The sequence below is a fragment of the Streptomyces sp. NPDC091279 genome (genome assembly GCF_044757465.1).
Lineage (GTDB): Bacteria > Actinomycetota > Actinomycetes > Streptomycetales > Streptomycetaceae > Streptomyces.
Genome location: NZ_JBIVVA010000005.1, coordinates 88,451 through 110,627, shown reverse-complemented (window position 1 = coordinate 110,627; position 22,177 = coordinate 88,451). Strand labels below are relative to the sequence as shown.

The window sequence follows — 22,177 nt, the reverse complement described above, 5'->3', positions numbered from 1 at the left end:
ACCCGGAAGGGGAGCGTGGCGCGGCTCGGGCTGATGGCGGTGCCGGTCGCGTTCTTCGGGGTGTTCTTCGCCTACCCGGTCGCCGCGATCGTCGGGCGCGGTCTCGACGTCGACGGCGGCTGGCGGCCCGGGCGGATCGTGGACGTGCTCGGGCAGTCCGGCATCCGGCACGTCCTGTGGTTCACCACCTGGCAGGCGCTCGCCTCCACCGCCCTGACCCTGCTGGTCGCGCTGCCCGGCGCCTATGTGCTCGCCCGCTACGACTTCCCCGGCCGACAGGTGCTGCGGGCCGTGGTGACCGTTCCGTTCGTGCTGCCGACGGTCGTCGTCGGCACCGCGTTCCTCGCGCTCGTCGGCCGGGGCGGGCTCCTGGACGAGCTGTGGGGCGTCCGCCTGGACACCACCGTGTGGGCCATCCTGCTGGCGCACGTCTTCTTCAACTACGCCGTCGTCGTACGGACCGTCGGCGGGCTGTGGGCGCAGCTCGACCCACGGCAGGAGGAGGCGGCGCGGATGCTGGGGGCCTCGCCGTTCGCCGCGTGGCGCACGGTGACGCTGCCCGCGCTCGGGCCCGCGCTTGCCGCCGCCGCGCTGATGGTGTTCCTGTTCACGTTCACCTCCTTCGGCGTCGTGCAGATCCTCGGCGGGCCCACCTTCGCCACCCTGGAGGTGGAGATCTACCGGCAGACCTCGGAGATCTTCGACCTGTCCACGGCCGCCGTCCTCACGATCGTCCAGTTCCTCGCGGTGGGCGCGATCCTCGCCGTGCACGCCTGGACGGTACGGCGGCGGGAGACGGCGCTGCGCCTGGTCGACGCCTCCCGCACCGCCCGGCGTCCGCGCGGCCCCCGCCAGTGGGCGCTGCTCGGCGCGGTCCTCGCCACCGTCGCGGTGCTGCTGGTGCTGCCGCTCGCCGTACTGGTCCAACGCTCCCTGGACGCCCCCGACTTCGCGTACTACCGGGCGCTGACCCGGGACGACGGCGGGACCTTCCTGGTGCCGCCGATCCAGGCGATCGGCACCTCGCTCCAGTACGCGCTGGCCGCCACCGTCATCGCCGTGGTGATCGGCGCTCTCGCGGCGGCCGCCCTCGCGCGCCGGGACGCGGGACGGCTGGTGCGGGGCTTCGACGCGCTGCTGATGCTGCCGCTCGGGGTGTCCGCGGTGACCGTCGGGTTCGGGTTCCTGATCGCCCTCGACGAGCCGCCGTTGAATCTGCGGTCGTCGTGGATTCTGGTGCCGCTCGCGCAGGCCCTGGTGGGTGTGCCGTTCGTGGTGCGGACGATGCTGCCGGTGCTGCGCGCGGTCGACGACCGGCTCCGGGAGGCGGCCGCGGTGCTCGGGGCGTCGCCCTGGCGGGTGTGGCGCGAGGTCGATCTGCCGTTGGTGCGGCGGGCGTTGCTGGTCGCGGCCGGGTTCGCGTTCGCCGTGTCGCTCGGGGAGTTCGGGGCGACGGTGTTCATCGCGCGGCCCGACCATCCGACCCTGCCGGTCGCCGTGGCGCGGCTGCTCGGCCGCCCCGGCGATCTCAACTACGGCCAGGCGATGGCCCTTTCGACGATTCTGATGGTGGTGTGCGCGGTGGCGCTGCTGATCCTGGAACGCCTGCGCACCGACCGCAGCGGGGAGTTCTGATGCTGCTCAGCCTCGACGACGCGACCGTCCGGTTCCATGGCCGGGTGGTGCTCGACGCCGTCGGCCTCGATGTCGCCGAGCACGAGATCGTGTGTGTGCTCGGCCCCAGCGGCAGCGGCAAGTCCACCCTGCTGCGGGCGGTCGCCGGACTCCAACCCCTGTCCGGGGGACGGGTGTTGCTCGACGGACGGGACCAGGCGGGGGTGCCCGCGCACCGGCGCGGGGTGGGTCTGATGTTCCAGGACCACCAGCTGTTCCCGCAGCGGGACGTGGGCGGCAACGTCGCCTTCGGGCTGCGGGTGCGGGGCGCCGCGAAGAGCGAACAGGAGCGCCGGGTGGGGGAGTTGCTCGACCTGGTCGGGCTGCCGGGCGCCGCCCGCAGGGCCGTTGCCGCGCTGTCCGGTGGCGAGCAGCAGCGGGTGGCGCTGGCCCGCGCCCTCGCGCCCCGGCCCCGGCTGCTGATGCTCGACGAACCGCTCGGCCAGCTCGACCGCTCGCTCAGGGAACGTCTGGTGGTCGAACTGCGGGAGCTGTTTTGCCGGTTGGGCACCACCGTGCTCGCCGTCACCCACGACCAGGGCGAGGCCTTCGCGCTCGCCGACCGGGTCGTTGTGATGCGGGACGGGCGGATCGCCCAGTCCGGCAGCCCCCTCGACGTCTGGCAGCACCCCGCCGACGCGTTCGTGGCCCGCTTCCTCGGCTTCGAGAACGTCGTGGAGGCCACCGTCACCGGCCAGGTCGCCCTCACCCCCTGGGGCAAGCTCCCGGTCCCCGAGGGCGCCCCCCAGGGCCCGCGCACGCTTCTGGTCCGGCCGCCCGGCGTCCGGCTCGTCCCCGCCGGACAGGGCCTGCCCTGCACGGTCACCGCCCGCACCTTCCGCGGCACCCATGTCACCGTCCACCTCCAGCCGCCCCACGCCCCGCGTCTCGAAGCGGCCTGCCCGCTGCGCGCGGCGCCGGAGACCGGCGACACGGTCGGCGTCGACTTCGACACGACGGAGATCCTGGTGCTGGAGTGACGGCGGCTCCCTAGGGTGTGGAGCATGCCCGCACTCTCACATGACCGCTACTGCGACGAGATCGCCGATCAGCTGGGCCGCTTGAGGTCCGTGGTGGCCTCCGGCGCCGACCTGTCCACCCCCGTGCCCACCTGCCCCGACTGGACCCTTGAACAGCTCGTGCGGCATATGGGCGGGGTCCTGCGCTGGGTGGAGCTGCATGTGCGCACCCGGGCCGCCCAGAGCATCCCCATGACCGAGGTCCCCGGCTACGCGGGCCCCGAAGTCCAGGGCGACGCACAGGCGTTGGACGCCTGGCTCGCCGAGAGCGGCGACCTTCTCGTCGGCTCCCTGCGCGCGGCCGGTCCCGACGTCGCGGTGTGGAGCTGGGCCGGGATTCCCACGTCCGGCTTCTGGGCGCGCCGGATGACCCATGAACTCACCGTCCACCGCGCCGACGCCACCCTCGCGGCCGGCCTGCCCTACGAGGTCGCGCCGGAGATCGCCGCCGACGCGATCGAGGAGCGGCTGGAGATCGTCGCGTGGGCGCAGCGCACCCGGCCGGGCGACACCGGCGCCCGGGAACTGCGCCGGGGCGGCGACACGATCGCCCTGCACGCCCAGGACGCCGAGCCCCCGTGGCTGATCGAACTGGCCGACGACGGGCTGACCTGGCGCCGTGCGCGGGCCGACGCGACGGTCACCCTGAGCGGCCCGCTCACCGCCGTGCTGCTCGCCTTCTACCGCCGACTCCCGCTGGACGCGCCGGAGTTGGGGATCACCGGCGATCGGGAGCTGCTGGCGTTCTGGCTCACCCGGACGTCGTTCGGCTGACGCACGAGTGGCCCGCCCCGGACCGGGACGGGCCACTCGCACACGCGGTGAGGGGTCAGCGACCGCTGTTCGCCCCACGACGGCGCATGCCGAAGAACACGGCACCGCCACCGACGAGGACGAGCGCGCCCGCCACACCGGCGATGATCGGGGTGCTGGAGTTGGCGCCGGTCTCGGCGAGGTGGGAGTCACCGACCGCCGGGGACGGCGCGTTGCTCGCCGGGGCGGCCGGGGACTCGCTCTCCGACGGCGACACCGACGGCGACTCGGAGGGCGCCGGGGACGCGCTCTCGGCCGGCGGGGTGGGCGAGTCCGAGGGCGCCGGGGAGTCCGACGGCGCCGGGCTCTCGTCCTTCGCGCAGGCCTCGGAGGGGGTGGTCAGGTTGGGCTTGATGTCCTCGTCGACGATGTTGCCGGACGCCTTGACGTGGATGCGGTACTCCGCGTTCGGCTTCCAGTCCTCGGAGAACGTCACCGTGGTGCCCTCGCGGGAACCCTGGATCTCCTGCGCCTCACCGACCTGGTGCACGTCGGCGCCGTTGTTCTCCAGGAAGACCGTGATGACGGCCTTGGTGCCGGAGTAGTCCTTGTCGGTGACGACGATCTGGCCCTTGTCGCCGGCACAGCTGGCTTCGGCCGAGAACTCACTGATGTTGCAGGCCAGCGCCGAGTTGGCGACACCCAGAGTGAGCGCCACGGAAGCGGAGGCGACACCCAGAACGCGCACGGTACGTCGTGCGCTGCGGCGAGTTATGGACACGTTTGTCCTTTACATGCAGAACTGCGGGGGAGTGAGGGGGAGTTGAGGCGATCGCGTGAGGACCGCTTCGCATTCCCCAGGAGTCTCACAGGTCTATAAGCGTTCGATAAGGAGTGTCAACGCATATGCGGGTTCGGGGCGTTGGCTTTGCCTGCTTATTAACCAGCGAGACGTTTCAGCATCGCGGGCGCCTCCTCGATCCGGTCAACGAGTGCGATACGGGACTCCATCGACCGTTCCCGGGCGAGCGACCGCAAGAGGGGCCACGCCGGCAGCCGCTCGGTCCAGTGCTCCCGGTCGACGAGCACCATCGGCGTCGGCTCGACCCGTGACGCGTAGTAGTTGGGCGTCGCGTTGTCGAAGATCTCCTGAACGGTCCCCGCCGCCCCCGGCAGAAACACCACCCCCGCGTTCGAGCGCGCCAACAGGCCGTCCTCGCGCAGGGCGTTGGCGAAGTACTTGGCGATGTGCGACGCGAACGCGTTCGGCGGCTCGTGGCCGTAGAACCAGGTCGGGATGCCCACCGAGTGGTTCCCCTTCGGCCAGCGCTCCCGCACCTCGAAGGCGCGCAGCGCCCATTCGGTGACCGAGGGCGTGAACGACGGTGTCCGGCCGAGGAGTTCACACGCCTCGTCGAGCATCGCGTCCTCGTAGGGCGCGGCGTAGGCACCGAGGTTCGCCGCCTCCATCGCACCGGGCCCGCCCCCGGTCGCCACCGTCCACCCCGACCGGCTCAACTCCCGCCCCAGCCGCGCCGCCCCCGCGTACGCGTCCGTCCCCCGGGCCATCGCGTGACCGCCCATGACGCCCACCACCCGGGCGTGGCGCAGGAGTTCGTCGAGGGCGTCGGAGACGGCGTCGTCGTGGACCGAGCGCAGCATCGACGCGAAGATGTCACCGTCGGCCCGGGTCCGCTGGAACCACGCGTACGACAGCGCGTCCGGCGTCCCCTCGTACCCCTTCTCCAACGACGCGAACAGCTCGTCCGGCGTGTAGAGCCGCCCCCGGTAGGGATCGAACGGCAGGTTCGGCACCGGCGGGAAGACGAGGGCGCCGTCGGCCCGTACCTTCGCCGCCGCCTCCTCCCGCATCGGGCAGCCGAGGAAGACCGCGCCGCCGGTGTCGTGGGCGAGCAACTCCCGGGTCCGGTCGGTCAGATCGACGCTCTGGACCCGGCACCCCGCCAGGGTGGAGCGGGCCGCGACGGTCGCGTCGAAGTCCTCCAGCGTCTCGATCTCGCGGGCGTCGTGAGGGGCCGCATGGGCCGGGCTGGTGTGCACCCCGCCATGCTAGGCAGCCGGTCGCCCTGCGTGAGGCTCAGGCCTCTACGGCCGTCGGGTCCATCCACATGACCTCCCAGGTGTGGCCGTCGAGGTCGTCGAAGGAACGGCCGTACATGAAGCCGTGGTCCTGGACCCGCTCCAGATCGGTGCCGCCCGCCGCGATCGCCCTGCCGAGCAGCGCGTCGACCTCCTCGCGGCTCTCGGCGCTCAGACAGACCAGCACCCCGCTGGTCGTCCGCGGGTCCACGATCTCCTTGTCGGTGAACGTCGCGTAGAACGGCCGGGTGAGCAGCATCGCCACGATCGTGTCACTGATCACGACCGAGGCCGCGTCGTCGTTGCTGAACTGCGGGTTGATCGAGTAGCCGAGCGCCGTGAAGAACTTCTTCGAGGCGTCGAGGTCGGTCACGGGCAGGTTCACGAAGATCATCTGCTGGTACATGGCGGGGTCTCCCGTTCGGTCGTCGCTGATGTGGCGGTCGAAGGGGAGACCGGCGCCCGCACCGGAAATCATCGGTGCCCGTGGGGAGAGCCGCCCCCACGGGCACCGAGGAACACCGGTTAATACTGGCGTCAATACTGTCGGGCTCAGGAGGCCAGGGGCAGTGCCGCCAGCTCGGCGACGATCAGGGTCAGCGGCCCGAACAGCGCCAGCAGCGCGCCCGCCCGGACGGCCGCCGCGCCGCGCAGGGTGGCGGTGGGGGCGCCCAGGCGCACCAGCGCGGCCGTGGTGCCGACGCGGGACTGGCGGGCCTCCACGGCGGCCGTGCCGAGCGTCGCGACCGCGCACCCGGTGACCAGCAGCGCGCCCAGTACGGTGAGCGGCCCGAAGGCGGGCTTCGTCGGGTCGTACAGCACCGCCATCGCCCACGCGCCCGACGCGACCGCGCAGACGACGCCCAGCGGGCGCCCGATCCGGTGCGCCTCCGCCATCAGCACCCGGCCCGCCAGCAGCCGCATCGCGCCCGGCCGGGCCGTCTGGAGCAGCCGCCCGCACAGCTGGGTGAGGCCGGGCCCGGCCAGGGCGAGCCCGACGGCGGTGAGCATCCAGCCGAGCAGCACCGCCGGAGCGCCCCCGGCGAGCCCGCCGGGCAACGGCAGCGCGGAACCGTCGGCGGCCCGGCCCGCGTAAGACTCGACGGCCAGCCCTGCGGCGAGGGTGGTGATGCCCCAGGGCAGCCCGGCCTGCGCGGAACGCGGGTCGGCCGGGTCGTGCGGGCCGTCGGCCTGCCCGGCGGGCGCGGTCCCGTCCGGCGCCTCGTCCGCGCGCGGGCCCCGGCGCCGGGCGCCGAAACGGCCGTACGCCCCGAAGGACTCCCGCACGTCGGGCCTGCCGTACGCGCCGAAGCGGCCGAACGCCCGCCCCGCCGCCAGCGGCCGCCCCCGCCGGGGCAGCAGCAGCGCCACCGTCAGCGACGCGCTCACCGGGACCAGCGCCAGCAGCGTCAGCGCGCCCGGCAGCGGCAACGACTGGCCGACCGCGAGGAACTGCTGCGCCGTGCCGTTCGACGGCGTGCCGGTGAGGTCGCCGCGCAGATGCAGGAAGACCAGCAGCGCCAGCAGCGAACCGAGCGCGCACGAGAGCGCCGTCGTCACCGCCGAGACGGCCATCAGGCGGCCGGGGCCCAGGCCGATCGCCGCGAGCCCCGGCTTGGGCCGGGTGCCGGGGTCGGTGCGGGCCACGGCCACCGCGAGGTAGACGGTCGCGGCCAGCGGCGTCAGACACCAGGCGAGCCGCAGCAGCGCGGCCGTCGAGGCGTCGTCGGGGTGGCTCAGGGCGTAGCCGAGGGTGCACAGGAGGAGGAAGCCGGTGCCCGCGGAGGCCGCCGTCACCAGGGCGCGGCGCAGATGGACGGCGGGGTGGGCGGCCCGGGTCAGGCGGAGAGTGAGCACGCGGCGCGGCCTTCCGACTCGACGACCGGGGGCAGGTGAACGGTGGTGACGCGCCGCCCGTCCAGCAGGGTGACCGTGCGGTCGGCGAGCGCCGCCATCTCCGTGTCGTGGGTGGCGAGGACCACCGTGATGCCGTGCGAGCGGGCCGCCGAGGTCAGCGAGCGCAGCACATGGGCCCGGTCGGCGTGGTGCAGGGGGGCCGTCGGCTCGTCCGCGAACAGCACGCTGGGCGCCTGGGCGAGCGCGCGGGCCAGACAGACGCGCTGGCGTTCGGACTGGGTCAGCTCCTGTGGCCGACGGCCCGCCCGGTCGGCGATGTCGAGGCGGTCCAGCCACTCCATCGCGGCTGCCCTGGCGGCCCTGCGGCCGATGCCGCGCAGCATCAGGGCGAGCGCCGCGTTCTCCCACGCGGTCAGCTCCGGGATCAGCACGGGTGCCGTGTCGACCCAGCCGAAACGGTCGCGCCGCAGCCGTTCCCGGGCCCTCGCGCGCAGGGCGCGCAGGTCGACGCCGTCGAACCAGAGGTCGCCGTCCTGGACCGGGAGCTGGCCGGACAGGCAGCGCAGCAACGTCGTCTTGCCGCTGCCCCGGGGGCCGCCCACGGCCAGGATCTCGCCCTCCTTGACGCCGAGTGAGACGCCGCCGAGCGCGGGCGAACCGTCCTTGTGGCGGTAGTGGAGAGCGCGTGCCCAGAGCACGTCGTTGTCGGGCGGGGCCACCATGGGCGTACACCTCGGTTCGGATCAGGAATGCCGTGCGCGGGCCCGTGCGGGAGAGGCGGGAGAGGGGGGACGGGGCCGGAGGGGTCAGGGGCACGCTAGGCAGCCAGGCCCGTGAGGCCGGACAGCACGCGGCCCCGGGTGCCCGTTTCTCACTCGAACGGGCGCCACCGGGGCCGGTGTTGATCAGTGGGGCGGAGGGTACGGCTCAGAGCTTGGTCCACGCCTCCGTGAGGGTCGCGCGCAGGATCTGCTCGATCTCGTCGAACGTCCCCTGGTCGGAGATGAGCGGCGGCGCCAGCTGCACGACCGGGTCGCCGCGGTCGTCGGCCCGGCAGTACAGGCCGTTGTCGAACAGCGCCTTGGAGAGGAACCCGTACAGGACGCGCTCGGTCTCCTCGTCGTCGAACGACTCCTTGGTCACCTTGTCCTTGACCAGCTCGATGCCGTAGAAGAAGCCGTTGCCGCGGACGTCGCCGACGATCGGCAGGTCGTGCAGCTTCTCCAGGGTGGAGCGGAACGCCGCCTCGTTGTCCAGGACGTGCTGGTTGAGGTTCTCGCGCTCGAACAGGTCGAGGTTGGCGAGGCCGACGGCGGCGGAGACCGGGTGGCCGCCGAAGGTGTAGCCGTGCAGGAACGTGTTGTCGCCCTGGTAGAACGGCTCGGCGAGGCGGTCGGAGATGATGCAGGCGCCGATCGGGGAGTAGCCCGAGGTCATGCCCTTGGCGCAGGTGATCATGTCCGGCACGTAGTCGAACTTGTCGCACGCGAACATCGTTCCGAGCCGGCCGAACGCGCAGATCACCTCGTCGGACACGAGCAGCACGTCGTACTGGTCGCAGATCTCGCGCACCCGCCGGAAGTAGCCGGGCGGCGGCGGGAAGCAGCCGCCCGCGTTCTGCACCGGCTCCAGGAAGACCGCGGCGACCGTCTCCGGGCCCTCGAACAGGATCTGCTGCTCGATCTGGTCGGCGGCCCAGCGTCCGAACGCCTCCGGGTCGTCACCGTAGAGCGGGGCGCGGTAGATGTTCGTGTTCGGCACCTTGTGCGCACCGGGCACCAGCGGCTCGAACGGCGCCTTCAGCGCGGGCAGTCCGGTGATGGACAGGGCGCCCTGCGGGGTGCCGTGGTAGGCGACCGCCCGCGAGATGACCTTGTACTTGGTGGGCTTGCCGGTGAGCTTGAAGTACTGCTTGGCGAGCTTCCACGCGGTCTCGACGGCCTCGCCGCCACCGGTGGTGAAGAAGACCTTGTTCAGATCGCCGGGCGCGTGATGGGCGAGCCGCTCGGCCAGTTCGACGGCCTTGGGGTGGGCGTAGGACCAGACCGGGAAGAACGCCAGCTCCTGCGCCTGCTTGAACGCGGTCTCGGCCAGCTCCGTGCGGCCGTGCCCCGCCTGGACCACGAACAGACCCGCGAGACCGTCCAGGTAGCGCTTGCCCTTGTCGTCGTAGATGTAGGTGCCCTCGCCGCGCACGATCGTCGGCACGGGGGCGTTCTCGTACGAGGACATGCGGGTGAAGTGCATCCACAGGTGGTCGTACGCGGTCCTGCTGAGGTCCTTCTGGCTCACGGTTATCGGGTTCCCCACATGTAGGTCTGCTTCTTGAGCTTCAGGTAGACGAAACTCTCGGTGGAGCGCACGCCGGGCAGTGTCCGGATGCGTTTGCTGATGACGTCCAGCAGGTGGTCGTCGTCCTCGCAGACGATCTCCGCGAGGATGTCGAACGAGCCCGCGGTCATCACCACGTACTCGACCTCCGCCATGGCCGTCAGCGCGTCCGCGATCTCCTCCACGTCACCCTCGACGTGCACCCCGACCATCGCCTGTCGGCGAAAGCCCACGGTGAGCGGGTCGGTGACGGCGACGATCTGCATCACGCCCTGGTCGAGCAGCTTCTGCACGCGCTGGCGCACGGCCGCCTCGGAGAGCCCGACGGCCTTGCCGATCGCGGCGTACGGCCGCCGGCCGTCCTCCTGGAGCTGCTCGATGATGGCGAGGGAGACGGCGTCCGGAGGGGGAGTGCCGCTCTTGGACTCGCGGGAGTCCTTCGGGTCTGCGCTTCGACTGGCCACGCCCTCACTCTGCATGACGTCTCGACGGTCGCGCAAGGGTCGGGCGATGATATCCGTTGTTCACGTGACAGATACCTACGGATTTCGCAGCCCTGGCGCGATCAGGGGTGTTGAAAACGTGGAGCGTCCGATTAGGCTGGTGTCTCAGTCCATGGACAGTTCGACCGATCAGGAGGCCGGCAGTGAGCACCGAGCTGCGTCGTCTGCGCAATTACATCGACGGTGAGTTCCGGGACGCCGCCGACGGACGGACCACCGAGGTGGTCAACCCGGCGACGGGCGAGGCGTACGCGACCGCGCCGCTGTCCGGGCAGGCGGACATCGACGCCGCGATGGCGGCCGCCGCCGCGGCCTTCCCCAGCTGGCGGGACAGCACCCCGGCCGAGCGGCAGAAGGCCCTGCTGAAGATCGCCGACGCGTTCGAGGAGCGCGCGGAGGAGCTGATCGCGGCGGAGGTGGAGAACACGGGCAAGCCGATCGGGCTGACCCGCTCCGAGGAGATCCCGCCGATGGTCGACCAGATCCGCTTCTTCGCGGGCGCGGCCCGGATGCTGGAGGGGCGCTCGGCCGGCGAGTACATGGAGGGCCTGACGTCGATCGTCCGCCGGGAGCCGGTCGGCGTCTGCGCGCAGGTCGCGCCGTGGAACTACCCGATGATGATGGCCGTGTGGAAGTTCGCGCCGGCCATCGCGGCCGGCAACACGGTCGTGCTGAAGCCGTCGGACACCACCCCGGCGTCCACCGTGCTGATGGCCGAGATCCTCGGCTCCCTCCTCCCCAAGGGCGTCTTCAACGTCGTCACCGGCGACCGTGACACCGGCCGGCTGATGGTCGAGCACCCGACCCCGGCGATGGCCTCCATCACCGGCTCGGTACGCGCCGGCATGTCGGTCGCCGAGTCCGCGTCCAAGGACCTCAAGCGCGTCCACCTGGAACTCGGCGGCAAGGCTCCCGTCGTCGTGTTCGCCGACACCGACATCGCCAAGGCCGTCGAGGACATCTCGGTGGCGGGCTACTTCAACGCCGGGCAGGACTGTACGGCGGCCACCCGGGTCCTCGTCCAGGAGTCCATCCACGACGAGTTCGTGACCGCCCTCGCGAAGGCCGCGGCCGACACCAAGACGGGCCAGCCGGACGACGAGGACGTGCTGTACGGCCCGCTCAACAACCCGAACCAGCTCCAGCAGGTCGCCGGCTTCATCGAGCGGCTGCCCGCCCACGCCAAGGTCGAGGCGGGCGGCCACCAGGTCGGCGAGAAGGGCTACTTCTACGCGCCGACCGTGGTGTCGGGACTCCGGCAGGACGACGAGATCATCCAGAACGAGGTGTTCGGACCGGTCATCACCGTCCAGTCCTTCACCGACGAGGACCAGGCCGTCGCGTGGGCCAACGGCGTCGACTACGCGCTGGCCTCCTCGGTGTGGACCAAGGACCACGGCCGGGCCATGCGGATGTCCAAGCGGCTCGACTTCGGCTGCGTCTGGATCAACACCCACATCCCGCTGGTCGCCGAGATGCCCCACGGCGGCTTCAAGAAGTCCGGCTACGGCAAGGACCTGTCGGCGTACGGCTTCGAGGACTACACGCGGATCAAGCACGTCATGACGTCGCTGGAGGCGTGAGGCGGACGTCGTGAACGACCCGGCGTGACACGGGAGTTGTCACTCGGGAGCGGTCACTCGGGCCGGGACGCGTGAGGGAGGTTCCGGGCGGCGCAGGACGCCGTTCGGGGCCTCCCTCTGCCTTTCGGTCCCTTTCAGTCCCTTTCCCCGCCGGGCCGCTCCGGCCCGCTGCCTTGTCCGGCCGTCCCTGCCCTCCTCGACCTGGGCAGATGTTGACCGAGTCGGTCGACAGGGTGTCCGGCGGGGGAGCGGTCGCGCTCGACGCAGCGTCGATTGTCCGGGCCGCCACGGGCACGGCATGCTGCGCCCATGGCGCTGACACCGAAGAACCTCCCGCCGTCCCGCCGGACCGTGCTGCGCACGCTGGGGGCAGGGGCGGTGCTCGGCGGGCTGGCCGGCTGCGGGGTGCCCGCCGCCTATGTGGCGCCCGGTGACCGCGCGGTGGCCGACCTCTCCACCGAGGACCGGAAACTGACGTTCGCGAACTGGCCGTTGTACATCGACACCGACGACAACGACGCGTCGAAGCGGCCGACGCTGGACGCGTTCGAGAAGCGCACCGGGATCACCGTCGACTATGTCGAGGAGATCAACGACAACGACGAGTTCTTCGGCAAGATCAGCCCCGCGCTGATGAACCACCAGCAGACCGGCCGGGACCTGATCGTGATCAGCGACTGGATGTGCGCGCGGTTCGTGCGGCTGGGCTGGGTCCAGCGGATGGACCGGGCGGGCCAGCCCAACGTGGCCACGTACCTCGACCCGCTGCTGCGTTCGCCCGCCTTCGACCCCGGCCGCCGGTACACCGTGCCGTGGCAGTCGGGCATCACCGGCATCGCCTACAACCGGCGCAAGGTGGGCCGGGAGATCCGTCAGGTCTCCGACCTGTGGGCCAAGGACCTGAAGGGCCGGGTGACGCTGCTGTCCGGGCTCGACGAGGCGTTCGCGCTGCTGATGCAGGGCAACGGCGTCGACATCACGCGCTGGACGGCCGCCGACTTCCACCGCGTCTGCGACCAGGTCCAGCGGCAGGTCGCCGACGGCCAGATACGGCGCTTCACGGGCAACGACTACACGAAGGACCTCGTCAGCGGCGACGTCCTCGCCTGCCAGGCGTACTCCGGTGACGTCATCCAGCTCCAGGCCGACAACCCCGACATCCACTTCGTCGTGCCGGAGGAGGGGGCCGAGCTGTGGTCCGACTCCCTGATGATCCCGGACCGGGCGCTGCACAAGCGGAACGCGGAACGGCTGATCGACTACTACTACGAGCCGACGGTCGCCGCGGAGCTGGCCGCCTGGGTCAACTACGTCTGCCCCGTCCCGGCCGCCCAGGCCGTCCTCGCCGCGTCCAAGGACAAGGACACGGCCGCCCTCGCCGAGAACCCCCTGATCTTCCCCCACGGCGCCATGCGCAAGCGCCTCGTCATCGCCCGCGACATCACGTCCAAGGAACGGGTGGAATTCGCGAAACGGTGGAATCAGATCGTGGGGTTGTGAGGCCTGGCGGCCCCGTGAGCCCTGTCGTGGTGAGGGGGTGGCCCCGACGGCATGCCGGGGGCGGGGTGTGTTGGGGGTGTTGAGTGTGTGGGTGTTCTGTGTGGGGGCTTCGGGGGGTCCGGGCTGGTCGCGGCCCTCCTGAGCTGCTGTTTGTGTGTGATGTGGGCCCTTCCGTCGGGCGTGGCGGGAGGGCCTTTGGCGTGTTCGGGGCTCCTAGGGCTTTGACAGGTTCGCGATCGGCAGTTCATCATGCTTCCACTAGTCGACTAGTGGAATGGTGTTGGTGGAGGGTGCAGTTCCGTATCGATAGACGGGGCGGCGTTGCCGCCTATCAGCAGATCGTCCAGCAGACCAAACAGGCGCTGCGTCTCGGTGTGCTCGTGCCCGGGGACCAGTTGCCGACGGCCAAAGCGGTCGCCGAGATGTGCGCGGTCAACCCGAACACCACGCTCAAGGCGTACCGCGAGCTGGAGCGCGAGGGCCTCGTGGAGGCGCGACCAGGGGTGGGCACCTTCGTGTGCCAGTCGCTGGCCCGCCCGCAGGCCGGGGCGGATTCGCCGTTGCGCGGCGAGCTGGCCGCGTGGATGGACAGGGCCCGTGCCGCGGGACTTGACCAGGAGGACGTGACCGCGCTGGTCACGTCGGTGATGCAGGAGCGGTACGCCCCCACCGGGGTGGCCGCCGGGAGGGAAGGAAACGGATGATGAGCTACAGGACGGGCCTCGGCGACCCGGCGGACGAGTCCGCGATAGAAGCCCACGGGGTCGGCAGGAAGTACCGCCGGGGCTGGGCGCTGCGGGACTGCTCCTTCCGGCTGCCCGCCGGGCGGATCTGCGGCCTGGTGGGCCCCAACGGCGCCGGCAAGACCACGCTGATGGGCATCGCCGCCAACCTGCTGGAGCCGACCGCCGGCACCCTGCGGGTGTTCGGGGCGCCCCCACAGTCCGCGGAGGCCGGTCGGCGCACCGCGTTCCTCGCCCAGGAGAAGCCGCTGTTCCGGCGCTTCACCGTCGCCGAATCGCTGCGCCTGGGCCGGGAGTTGAACCCGGGCTGGGACCAGAAGGCCGCCGAGGACATCGTCCGCGCGGGCAACGTGCCCTTCGACGCGAAGATCGGCACCCTGTCCGGCGGTCAGCGCACCCGGGTCGCCTTCGCCGTCGCCTTCGGCAAGCGCCCCGACCTGCTGCTCCTCGACGAGCCGATGTCCGACCTCGACCCGCTGGTGCGCCACGAGCTGATGGGCGCCCTGCTGGCCGAGGCTGCCGAGCACGGCACCACCGTGCTGATGTCCACCCACATGCTCACCGAGCTGGAGAGCGCCTGCGACTACCTGCTGGTCATCGCCGACGGCGGGCTCCGCATGGCCGGCGGCGTCGACGAGATCCTCTCCGCCCACGCCCTGCTCACCGGCGTCCGCCCCGACGGACAGCTCACCCCGGACCTCAGCCGCCACACCGTGGTCGAGACCCGCACCGAAGGACGGCAGTTCACCGCGCTGATCCGCCCCGACGGACCGGTCGGCGGCCCCTGGCAGGCGGACGCCCCGAACCTGGAGGAACTCCTGCTCGCCTACCTGCGTTCCCCCGACGCACCGCCCCTCATCAGCCCCAGCTCCCAGGTCGGCCCGCAGGCGGTGGCGGCATGAGCACGATGACCACCGCCGGGAACCAGGCCCCCACCGGCTCCGCCCCCGCCGCCCCCGGCCGGGCTCGCGGCCTGCGGCTCGGCGGCATGAACTGGCTCGTCTGGCGACAGCACCGGGCCGCCTACTGGACCCTGCTGGCCGCCGCCGCGGTCACCGTCGTTCTCATCGTCGTCGCACGTCAGCAGATGATGACGTACCTCGACGGGTACGGCTATCCGCAGCTGAAGCCCGACTGGGAGGACCGGTTCAACCATCGGTGGCTCGACATAGCCGCCCTGGTGATCGGGTACATGCCCATCCTGGTCGGCATCTTCGTGGGCGCGCCGCTGCTCGCCGGAGACCTGGAGAACGGCACCGCCAAGCTGGTCAACTCGCAGTCCGCCAGCCGCGTCCGCTGGCTCGCCACCAAGCTCGGGGTGACCGCCCTCGTGGTCGCGGTGTCCACCACGGTGGTCGCCGTCGCGTTCGGCTGGTGGTGGACGCCGATCAAGACGTCGTCGTACGTCTTCAGTTGGATCGAGGGCCCCGCCTTCGACAACACCGGGCCCCTTCCCGCCGCGCTCACCCTGCTCACCGTGGTCGGCGGCGTCGCCATCGGCATGCTGCTGCGCCGCACCCTGATCTCCATGGTCGTCACCTTCGGCTTCGCCGTCGCCGTGCAGGTGGCCTGGTCGCAGGTGCGTCAGTCGCTCGGCACCGTCCTCACCGTCACCAGCGACAAGGGCGTCGGCGACGGCTCCATGCCGCCGGTGCCCGAGGGCGCCTACATCGTGGACCAGTCCTACGTCACCTCGTCCGGCGACTTCATCGGCTGGGGCAGCTGCGCCGAGGCGACCGAGAAGGCCAGCAACGCCTGCCTGGAACAGGCACACGTCGTCGGCTGGGGCATCGAGTACATCCCGCTCTCCCAGATGGCCTCCATGCAGTGGCTCGGCGCCTCGATCCTGCTGGCCCTGACCGCCGGTATCGCCGCGTTCGTCATCCTCTGGGGACGCAAGCGCCTCGTCTGACCCACGGACCCACAGGGAACATGCCGCGCCGGGTCCCACGGACGGGACCCGGCGGCCGCCCGGCCGACAGCGCGTCGCCGCCCCGGCCCTCAGCACCCCGACGGTGATCTCCCCGGCCGTGATCTCCCCGGCCGTGATCGGCCTGGACTACGGCCCGCCCGAGCGCACTCGGTTCACCGCTCCGGCGCCTCCCCCCGCTCTCCCTCGCTCCCTCCCTCCCCCTCTCCGTACGCGGCCGCGCGGCCACCTCGCCGCTCCGTCGCGCCCTGACGCTGCCCCGCGCCGTCGGGGAGATCGTCAACAACCCTCATGAAAGGCGCGAGTTGAAGTCGCACAAGCACAGGAAACGAGCGGTCCTCACGCTCCCCGTGGCGGCCGTCGTGGCGACGGCGATCGGTGCCGGGCTGCTGGCGAGCACCTCCGACGACGCCCGGGCCGACGCCGCCACCGGCGCGACCGGCACCGCCGCCAAGACGGTCACGCTCGTCACCGGCGACAAGGTCGGCCTCGACGACCACGGCAAGGTCACCTCCGTGGTGGCCGCCGAGGGCCGCACGGGCATGCCGTTCCGCGTCCAGCAGGCCGACGGGCACGCCTATGTCGTGCCGCGCGACGCCGAGAAGCTCCTCGCGGACGGCACCGCCGACCGGCGGCTGTTCGACGTGACACGCCTGGTCAGCACCCGTCAGGACGACGCCCGCCGCTCCGACCTGCCGCTGATCGTCACCTACGACCGGGGCAGATCCCTCTCCACGAACACCTACCGCAGCTCCGGCACCACGGTCCGCCGCAGCCTGCCCAGCATCAACGGCGATGCCGTGCGCGTCCCCAAGTCCGGGGGCTCCGCCCTGTGGGAGACCCTCACCGGGGCCACCGGCGCCACGAAGGTCAAGAAGATCTGGCTGGACGCCAGGATCAAGGTGAACCTGGACAAGAGCGTCCCGCAGATCGGCGCGCCCACGGCCTGGGCCAAGGGATACGACGGCAAGGGCGTCAAGGTCGCCGTCCTCGACTCCGGCATCGACGCCACGCACCCCGACCTCACGGACCGCATCGACGCCACGAAGAACTTCTCCGCCGCCGCCGACACCGTCGACCGCGCGGGCCACGGCACGCACGTGGCCTCGACGATCGCGGGCTCCGGCGCCAAGGCGGGCGGCACGTACAAGGGCGTGGCACCCGGCGCACGGCTCCTCGTCGGCAAGGTCCTCGACGACAACGGAGAGGGCGACTCCTCCGCCGCCATCGCCGGTATGCAGTGGGCGGTCGCCGAGGGCGCCAAGGTCGTCAACATGAGCCTGGGCACCGACGACACGCCCGGCATCGACCCCGTCGAACAGGCCGTCAACGACCTGTCGGCCAGCTCCCCCACCCTGTTCGTCATCGCCGCGGGCAACGACGGTCCAGGCGAGGGCACCATCGGCTCACCCGGCACCGCGGCCGCCGCGCTCACCGTCGGCGCCGTCGACCGGCAGAACGCCCTCGCCGACTTCTCCAGCCGAGGCCCCACCACCGACAACGCCCTCAAGCCCGACATCACCGCGCCCGGCGTGGACATCGTCGCCGCCCGGGCCGCCGAGGGCACGATGGGCGACCCCGCAGCCGACGGCTATGTCTCGATGAGCGGCACGTCGATGGCGACCCCGCACGTGACCGGCGCCGCCGCGATCCTCGCCCAGGAGCACCCGGACTGGACCGGCGAGCAGCTCAAGGCCGCCCTCACCGCCTCCGCCGTGCCGACCGCCGCCACCTCCGCGTACACGCAGGGCACCGGCCGGGTCGACGTCGCCCGGGCCGTCGTTCAGCAGGTCACCAGCGGGCCGACCTCGCTGGACTTCGGCATGCAGCGGTATCCGCACACCGACGACCAGCCCGTCGTCAAGGACGTCACGTACCGCAACGCGGGCACCGAGCCGGTCACCCTGGACCTCGCCACCGAGGCCTACGGCAACGACGGCAAGCCCGCCGCCGAGGGCATGTTCACCGTCTCCCCGCAGCGCCTCACCGTCCCGGCGGGCGGCACGGCGACCGCGTCGGTGACCGCCGACACCCGGGGCGGAACGGCCGAGGGCGCCTTCGGGGGCTCGGTGACCGCCACCAGCGCCGACGGCACCACCGCCGCGCGCACCTCCCTCGGCGTCGTCCGCGAGGTCGAGTCGTACAACCTGACGCTCAAGCACCTCGACCTCCAGGGCAAGGCCGACGGCGCGGCCGTGACGGACATCTTCGGCCTGGACAACACGATCTGGACGAGCGCCGCCGACGAGAACGACGGCGAGGTCACCGTCCGGCTGCCGAAGGGGCGTTACTCCCTGGACGGCCGGACACCCACCGCCGACACCGGCTGGGCCGTGGTGCTGCACCCGAAGTTCGCGCTGACCAAGGACACCACCCTGGTCATGGACGCCCGCACGACCAAGCCCGCCCGGATCACGGTGCCGGACAGCGCGGCCAAGCCCACCGGCGCCATGTTCTTCTTCCACGTCGACGTCGACGACCGCGCGTACACGTCTCTTTACGACGCCGCCGCGCTCAAGAACCTGCGGGTCGCGCAGCTCGGCGGCGCGGTGCCGGGCGGTGAGGCGTCCGCGATCTACCACGGCATCTGGGCCGGCCAGGCCGTCACCTACCGGCTGGCCTTCCCCCGCACCGGTGACCTGTCCGGCTTCACCGAGCACGTCAAGCGCTCCCAGCTGACCAAGGTCAAGGTCGTCGTCGGGGCTCCGGCCAAGGGCAAGACCGTGGCCGTCTCCTCGACGCCGCTGATGCCCGGCGGTTTCTACAACCCCTTCGCCACCGAGGGGACGTTGCCGCTGACCACCACCGACTATGTCCTCCCCAACGGCCTCATGTGGTTCTACCAGGCCACCCAGCAGGGCGCCCCCGATGCCGACGGCGACCCCACCTGGGAGAACACCCAGGTCAGCGCGCCCACGGCGTACACGGCGGGCAAGGAGTACACCCGGCGCTTCAACATCGGCGTCTTCGGCCCGTCCCTGCCGTCGGCCGACCTGGAGCACGGCTTCGACCGGCCCGGCGCAGTCCGCTCCGGCGACACCATCGCCGCGTACATGCCGCTGTTCTCCGACGGCGCCGGCAACTGGGGCACGTCCGACTACACCAAGGCCAGGAGTTCGCTCTACGCCGACGGCAAGAAGATCTTCGCCGGGAACGACCCGCTCAACGGCGACTCCCACACCGTTCCCGCGGGCAAGCGCACCTACACGCTCGACGTGGACGTCTCCCGTGCCGCGTCGCAGTCCTCGGTCGGCGGCCGGGTCACCGCGTCCTGGACGTTCACCTCGGCGCACGTCTCCGGTGACCGGGCCGAGCGGCTGCCGCTGACGGTGGTCCGCTTCACCCCGAAGCTGTCCACGGCCAGCACCGCCAAGGCCGGAACGACCCTCACCGTGCCCTTCGCCCTCCAGGGCGCGGCCACCAAGGTCGGCACCCTGCGCAAGCTCGCCTTCGCCGTCTCCTACGACAACGGCACGACCTGGAAGCCGGCCAAGGCCGCCACCGGCAACCACCTCACGCTGCACAGCCCCGCGAAGCCCGGCACGGTCTCCCTCCGCACCACCCTCACCGACGCGTCCGGCAACACCCTGACCCAGACCCTCTACGGCGCGTACCGCACCACCAAGTAGGCACCGCACAGGAAGAAAAGGCACCATCCGCCCTGGACGGCGGGTGGTGCCTTCTCGCCGTGGCGTCGGCGCTACGGGGTCGTCCTGGTGTCCGGGGACGGCTGCGGGGTCAGGTCGAGCATGACCTTGCTGCTGTTGCCGGCCGGGTCGGCCGCGGTCGACAGGGCCTTCTCGGCGTCGGCCAGGGGGAAGGTGTGGGTGATGATCGGGGTCACGTCCAGGCCGTCGGCCAGGGCGGTCAGGGCCTCGTCGATCTCCTCGACGAAGCGGTAGGAGCCGATCCAGGTGATCTCCCGGGTCACCAGGTCACCGAGGGCCGCGGAGACCGCCGTTCCGGGGAGGTTGCCCACCTGGACGAGGGTGCCGCCGCGGGCCGTGGCGCGCAGGACCGGGCCGAGTGCGGCGGCGGCGCCGGACGCCTCGAAGACCACCTCCACGTCCTGGGGGAGAGGCTCGCCGCGTGCGAGGTCGCGGGTCTCGTCGGCGCCCATCGCCCGGGCGATCGCGAGGGAGGACGCGGACAGGTCGGCGGCGATGACCGTGGCCGCCCCGTGGTGCCGGGCCGCCGCCGTGACCAGGGAGCCGATCGGGCCCGCGCCGTTGACCAGGACGGTTCGGCCGCGCAGGTCGGGGGCCCGGGTCACCGCGTGCAGGGCCACCGCGAGCGGCTCGGCCAGGGCGCCCTGCCGGGTGTCCACGCCCTCCGGGAGCGGGCGGATCTGCGACGCCGGGACGGCGCGGTACTCGCTGAAGCCGCCGTCGGTGTGCGGGGTGAAGGCCGCCGAGCCGAAGTAGCGGATGTGCGGGTACAGATTGGTGCGCCCGGCGATGCGGGGCGGGAGGGCGCCGTCGCCGACCAGTTGGGCCGGGTGGACGGTGACGGGTCGGCCCTCGTCGAGGCCGGTGACGCCCTTGCCGAGGGCGGCGATCCGGCCCGCGACCTCGTGCCCCAGCACCAGCGGGTGGGTCAGCGCGGCGGTGCCGGACGCGCCGTTCTTCCAGTAGGCGAGGTCGGAGCCGCAGATCCCGCCCCACTCCAGGGCGAGCAGCACCTCGCCCTCGGCCGGGACCGGGCGGGCCCGTTCGTCGACGCGGACATCTCCGGCACCGTGCACCACGACGGCCCTCATACGGCGTCCTCCAGGCGGACCAGGTCACGGCCGCGGGTCTCGGGCGCGAGGAACGCGCTGACGAAGGTGATGAGCGAGTACACGACGAGCATCGCGGCGATCGGCCACCAGCTGCCGGTGACGGCCGTGAGCGAGGCCGCGACGACCGGGCCGATCGCGGTGGCGAGGATGCCGCCGATCTCCTTGGCCAGCGCCAGCTGGGTGAACCGGGTGCGGGAGCCGAAGAGTTCGGCCATCGTCACGCTCTCCAGCGAGAACAGGCCGAGGACACCGACGTTCAGGCCGAGCACCATGCCGACCAGCACGCCCGCCGAGGAGCCCGACGTGATGAGGAACAGCACCGGGAAGGCGAGGGCGACCGTCAGCAGCGAGAGCGCCAGATACACCGGGCGGCGTCCGAAGCGGTCGCCGATCAGCCCGACCACCGGCACGGTCACGAAGCCCACCAGGGAGCCGTACACGATCGCGTCCGTGGGCACCGAGCGGCCGACCGCGAGGTTGGTGGCGATGTAGCCGACCAGGAACGTCTGGATCAGCCCGGAGTTGCCCGCCTGGCCGAAGCGCAGACCGAGGGCGAGGAAGAACGCCCGCCCCTTGCGCCCCCGTACGCCCGCCGCCAGCACGTCGGCCCGTTCCGCACCGGCGGTGGCGATCGACGACTCGACCTCGGCGCGGTCCATGGCCACGCCGTCGACGACATCGGGGCGCTCCTCGAAGACCGGGCTCTCCTTGAGGCCCCGGCGCAGCCACACCGCGAAGAACATCAGCAGGAAGCTCAGCAGGAACGGCAGCCGCCAGCCCCAGGACAGCAACTGCTCCTCGCTGAGCACCGAGAGCAGGATCGCCCACAGCCCGGAGGCGGCCAGGGTGCCGGAGTTGGTGCCGAGGGACACGAGGGAGGAGATCAGACCGCGTCGCCTGGCGGGCGCGTACTCGGCCAGCATCACCGTCGCCCCGGCGATCTCGGCGCCCGCCCCGAAGCCCTGGACCAGCCGGAGCGCGACCAGCAGGATCGGCGCGAGGATGCCGATGGTGGCGTAGGTGGGCAGGGCGCCGATGAGGGTGGTGGACGCCCCCATCAGCAGGATCGTGAGGTAGAGGACCTTCTTGCGGCCGAGCCGGTCGCCCATCCGCCCGAAGTAGACGGCACCGGCGAGCCGGGCGACATACCCGACGCCGTAGGTGGCCATCGCGGCGATCAGGCCGATGGCGGGGCTGACGTCGGGGAAGAAGACCTTGTTGAAGACGATCGCGGCGGCCAGCGAGTAGAGCTGGAAATCCATGAACTCCATCGCCGTGCCGAGCCACCCCGAGACGGCGGCCTTGGTGAGATCGCGGGTCGACCGCTGGGCGGGCCCGGGACTTTCCGTGCGGGCGGGGCTGTGCTGCATCGTGAACTCCGTTGTTCGGGTGCTGCGTTGAGCG

General features: G+C 71.8%; 18 protein-coding genes. 9 read left to right on the top strand and 9 right to left on the bottom strand.

Features of this window, described 5'->3' with window-relative positions:
* The first annotated feature begins 33 nt into the window (after window positions 1-33).
* The 3 genes from ACIQOU_RS13915 to ACIQOU_RS13905 are packed head-to-tail and all read left to right on the top strand — an operon-like array spanning window position 34 to window position 3,467.
* The gene (locus ACIQOU_RS13915) at window positions 34-1,635 is read left to right on the top strand and encodes an ABC transporter permease (protein WP_401537342.1); all 1,602 of its coding nucleotides are present in this window, start codon (window positions 34-36) and stop codon (window positions 1,633-1,635) included.
* On the top strand, window positions 1,635-2,654 hold the full coding sequence (locus ACIQOU_RS13910) for an ABC transporter ATP-binding protein (protein WP_401536872.1): 1,020 nt from the start codon (window positions 1,635-1,637) through the stop codon (window positions 2,652-2,654). Before ACIQOU_RS13915 ends, ACIQOU_RS13910 begins: the two co-directional genes overlap by 1 nt.
* Before the next feature lie 24 nt (window positions 2,655-2,678).
* Window positions 2,679-3,467 (top strand): maleylpyruvate isomerase family mycothiol-dependent enzyme, encoded by a 789-nt coding sequence (locus ACIQOU_RS13905; protein ID WP_401536871.1) that lies wholly within the window; start codon window positions 2,679-2,681, stop codon window positions 3,465-3,467.
* 55 nt (window positions 3,468-3,522) lie between these two features.
* Here the strand turns inward: ACIQOU_RS13905 and ACIQOU_RS13900 are convergent, their stop codons facing one another.
* The 7 genes from ACIQOU_RS13900 to ACIQOU_RS13870 form a co-directional block, all read right to left on the bottom strand.
* Window positions 3,523-4,227 carry an LAETG motif-containing sortase-dependent surface protein gene (locus ACIQOU_RS13900; RefSeq protein ID WP_401536869.1) on the bottom strand — a complete coding sequence of 235 codons (705 nt, stop codon included), beginning with the start codon at window positions 4,225-4,227 and terminating at the stop codon, window positions 3,523-3,525.
* A gap of 158 nt (window positions 4,228-4,385) precedes the next feature.
* Window positions 4,386-5,507 (bottom strand): LOG family protein, encoded by a 1,122-nt coding sequence (locus ACIQOU_RS13895; RefSeq protein WP_401536868.1) that lies wholly within the window; start codon window positions 5,505-5,507, stop codon window positions 4,386-4,388.
* Between the two features lie 37 nt (window positions 5,508-5,544).
* Window positions 5,545-5,952, bottom strand: coding sequence for a VOC family protein (locus ACIQOU_RS13890; protein ID WP_401536867.1), 408 nt, complete (start codon window positions 5,950-5,952; stop codon window positions 5,545-5,547).
* A 146-nt stretch (window positions 5,953-6,098) separates the two neighbouring features.
* Window positions 6,099-7,403 (bottom strand): hypothetical protein, encoded by a 1,305-nt coding sequence (locus ACIQOU_RS13885; RefSeq protein ID WP_401536866.1) that lies wholly within the window; start codon window positions 7,401-7,403, stop codon window positions 6,099-6,101.
* Complete coding sequence (locus ACIQOU_RS13880) at window positions 7,385-8,125, bottom strand: ABC transporter ATP-binding protein (RefSeq protein WP_401536865.1); 741 nt, start codon at window positions 8,123-8,125, stop codon at window positions 7,385-7,387. The genes ACIQOU_RS13885 and ACIQOU_RS13880 overlap by 19 nt, the downstream gene beginning before the upstream one ends.
* Window positions 8,126-8,330: 205 nt before the next feature.
* Complete coding sequence (locus ACIQOU_RS13875; RefSeq protein WP_401536864.1) at window positions 8,331-9,713, bottom strand: aspartate aminotransferase family protein; 1,383 nt, start codon at window positions 9,711-9,713, stop codon at window positions 8,331-8,333.
* A complete protein-coding gene (locus tag ACIQOU_RS13870; RefSeq protein ID WP_401537341.1) occupies window positions 9,698-10,213 on the bottom strand; it encodes an Lrp/AsnC family transcriptional regulator in 516 nt (171 codons plus the stop codon). The genes ACIQOU_RS13875 and ACIQOU_RS13870 overlap by 16 nt, the downstream gene beginning before the upstream one ends.
* Before the next feature lie 167 nt (window positions 10,214-10,380).
* On the opposite strand from ACIQOU_RS13870, the gene ACIQOU_RS13865 reads away from it, so the two are divergent.
* The 6 genes from ACIQOU_RS13865 (at window position 10,381) to ACIQOU_RS13840 (ending at window position 19,622) form a co-directional block, all read left to right on the top strand.
* Complete coding sequence (locus tag ACIQOU_RS13865; RefSeq protein WP_401536863.1) at window positions 10,381-11,820, top strand: gamma-aminobutyraldehyde dehydrogenase; 1,440 nt, start codon at window positions 10,381-10,383, stop codon at window positions 11,818-11,820.
* Between the two features lie 309 nt (window positions 11,821-12,129).
* Complete coding sequence (locus tag ACIQOU_RS13860; RefSeq protein ID WP_401536862.1) at window positions 12,130-13,320, top strand: spermidine/putrescine ABC transporter substrate-binding protein; 1,191 nt, start codon at window positions 12,130-12,132, stop codon at window positions 13,318-13,320.
* Window positions 13,321-13,610: 290 nt separating this feature from the next.
* The gene (locus ACIQOU_RS13855) at window positions 13,611-14,024 is read left to right on the top strand and encodes a GntR family transcriptional regulator (RefSeq protein ID WP_401536861.1); all 414 of its coding nucleotides are present in this window, start codon (window positions 13,611-13,613) and stop codon (window positions 14,022-14,024) included.
* A complete protein-coding gene (locus tag ACIQOU_RS13850) occupies window positions 14,021-14,965 on the top strand; it encodes an ABC transporter ATP-binding protein (protein ID WP_401536860.1) in 945 nt (314 codons plus the stop codon). The genes ACIQOU_RS13855 and ACIQOU_RS13850 overlap by 4 nt, the downstream gene beginning before the upstream one ends.
* Window positions 14,962-15,975 carry an ABC transporter gene (locus ACIQOU_RS13845; RefSeq protein ID WP_401536858.1) on the top strand — a complete coding sequence of 338 codons (1,014 nt, stop codon included), beginning with the start codon at window positions 14,962-14,964 and terminating at the stop codon, window positions 15,973-15,975. The genes ACIQOU_RS13850 and ACIQOU_RS13845 overlap by 4 nt, the downstream gene beginning before the upstream one ends.
* Before the next feature lie 368 nt (window positions 15,976-16,343).
* A complete protein-coding gene (locus ACIQOU_RS13840; RefSeq protein ID WP_401536857.1) occupies window positions 16,344-19,622 on the top strand; it encodes a S8 family peptidase in 3,279 nt (1,092 codons plus the stop codon).
* 71 nt (window positions 19,623-19,693) lie between these two features.
* Here ACIQOU_RS13840 and ACIQOU_RS13835 read toward each other — a convergent pair whose 3' ends face one another.
* Window positions 19,694-20,752: an L-idonate 5-dehydrogenase gene (locus tag ACIQOU_RS13835; RefSeq protein WP_401536856.1), complete on the bottom strand. Its 1,059-nt coding sequence runs from the start codon at window positions 20,750-20,752 to the stop codon at window positions 19,694-19,696.
* Window positions 20,749-22,143: an MFS transporter gene (locus ACIQOU_RS13830; protein WP_401536854.1), complete on the bottom strand. Its 1,395-nt coding sequence runs from the start codon at window positions 22,141-22,143 to the stop codon at window positions 20,749-20,751. Before ACIQOU_RS13830 ends, ACIQOU_RS13835 begins: the two co-directional genes overlap by 4 nt.
* Between the last annotated feature and the right edge of the window lie 34 nt (window positions 22,144-22,177).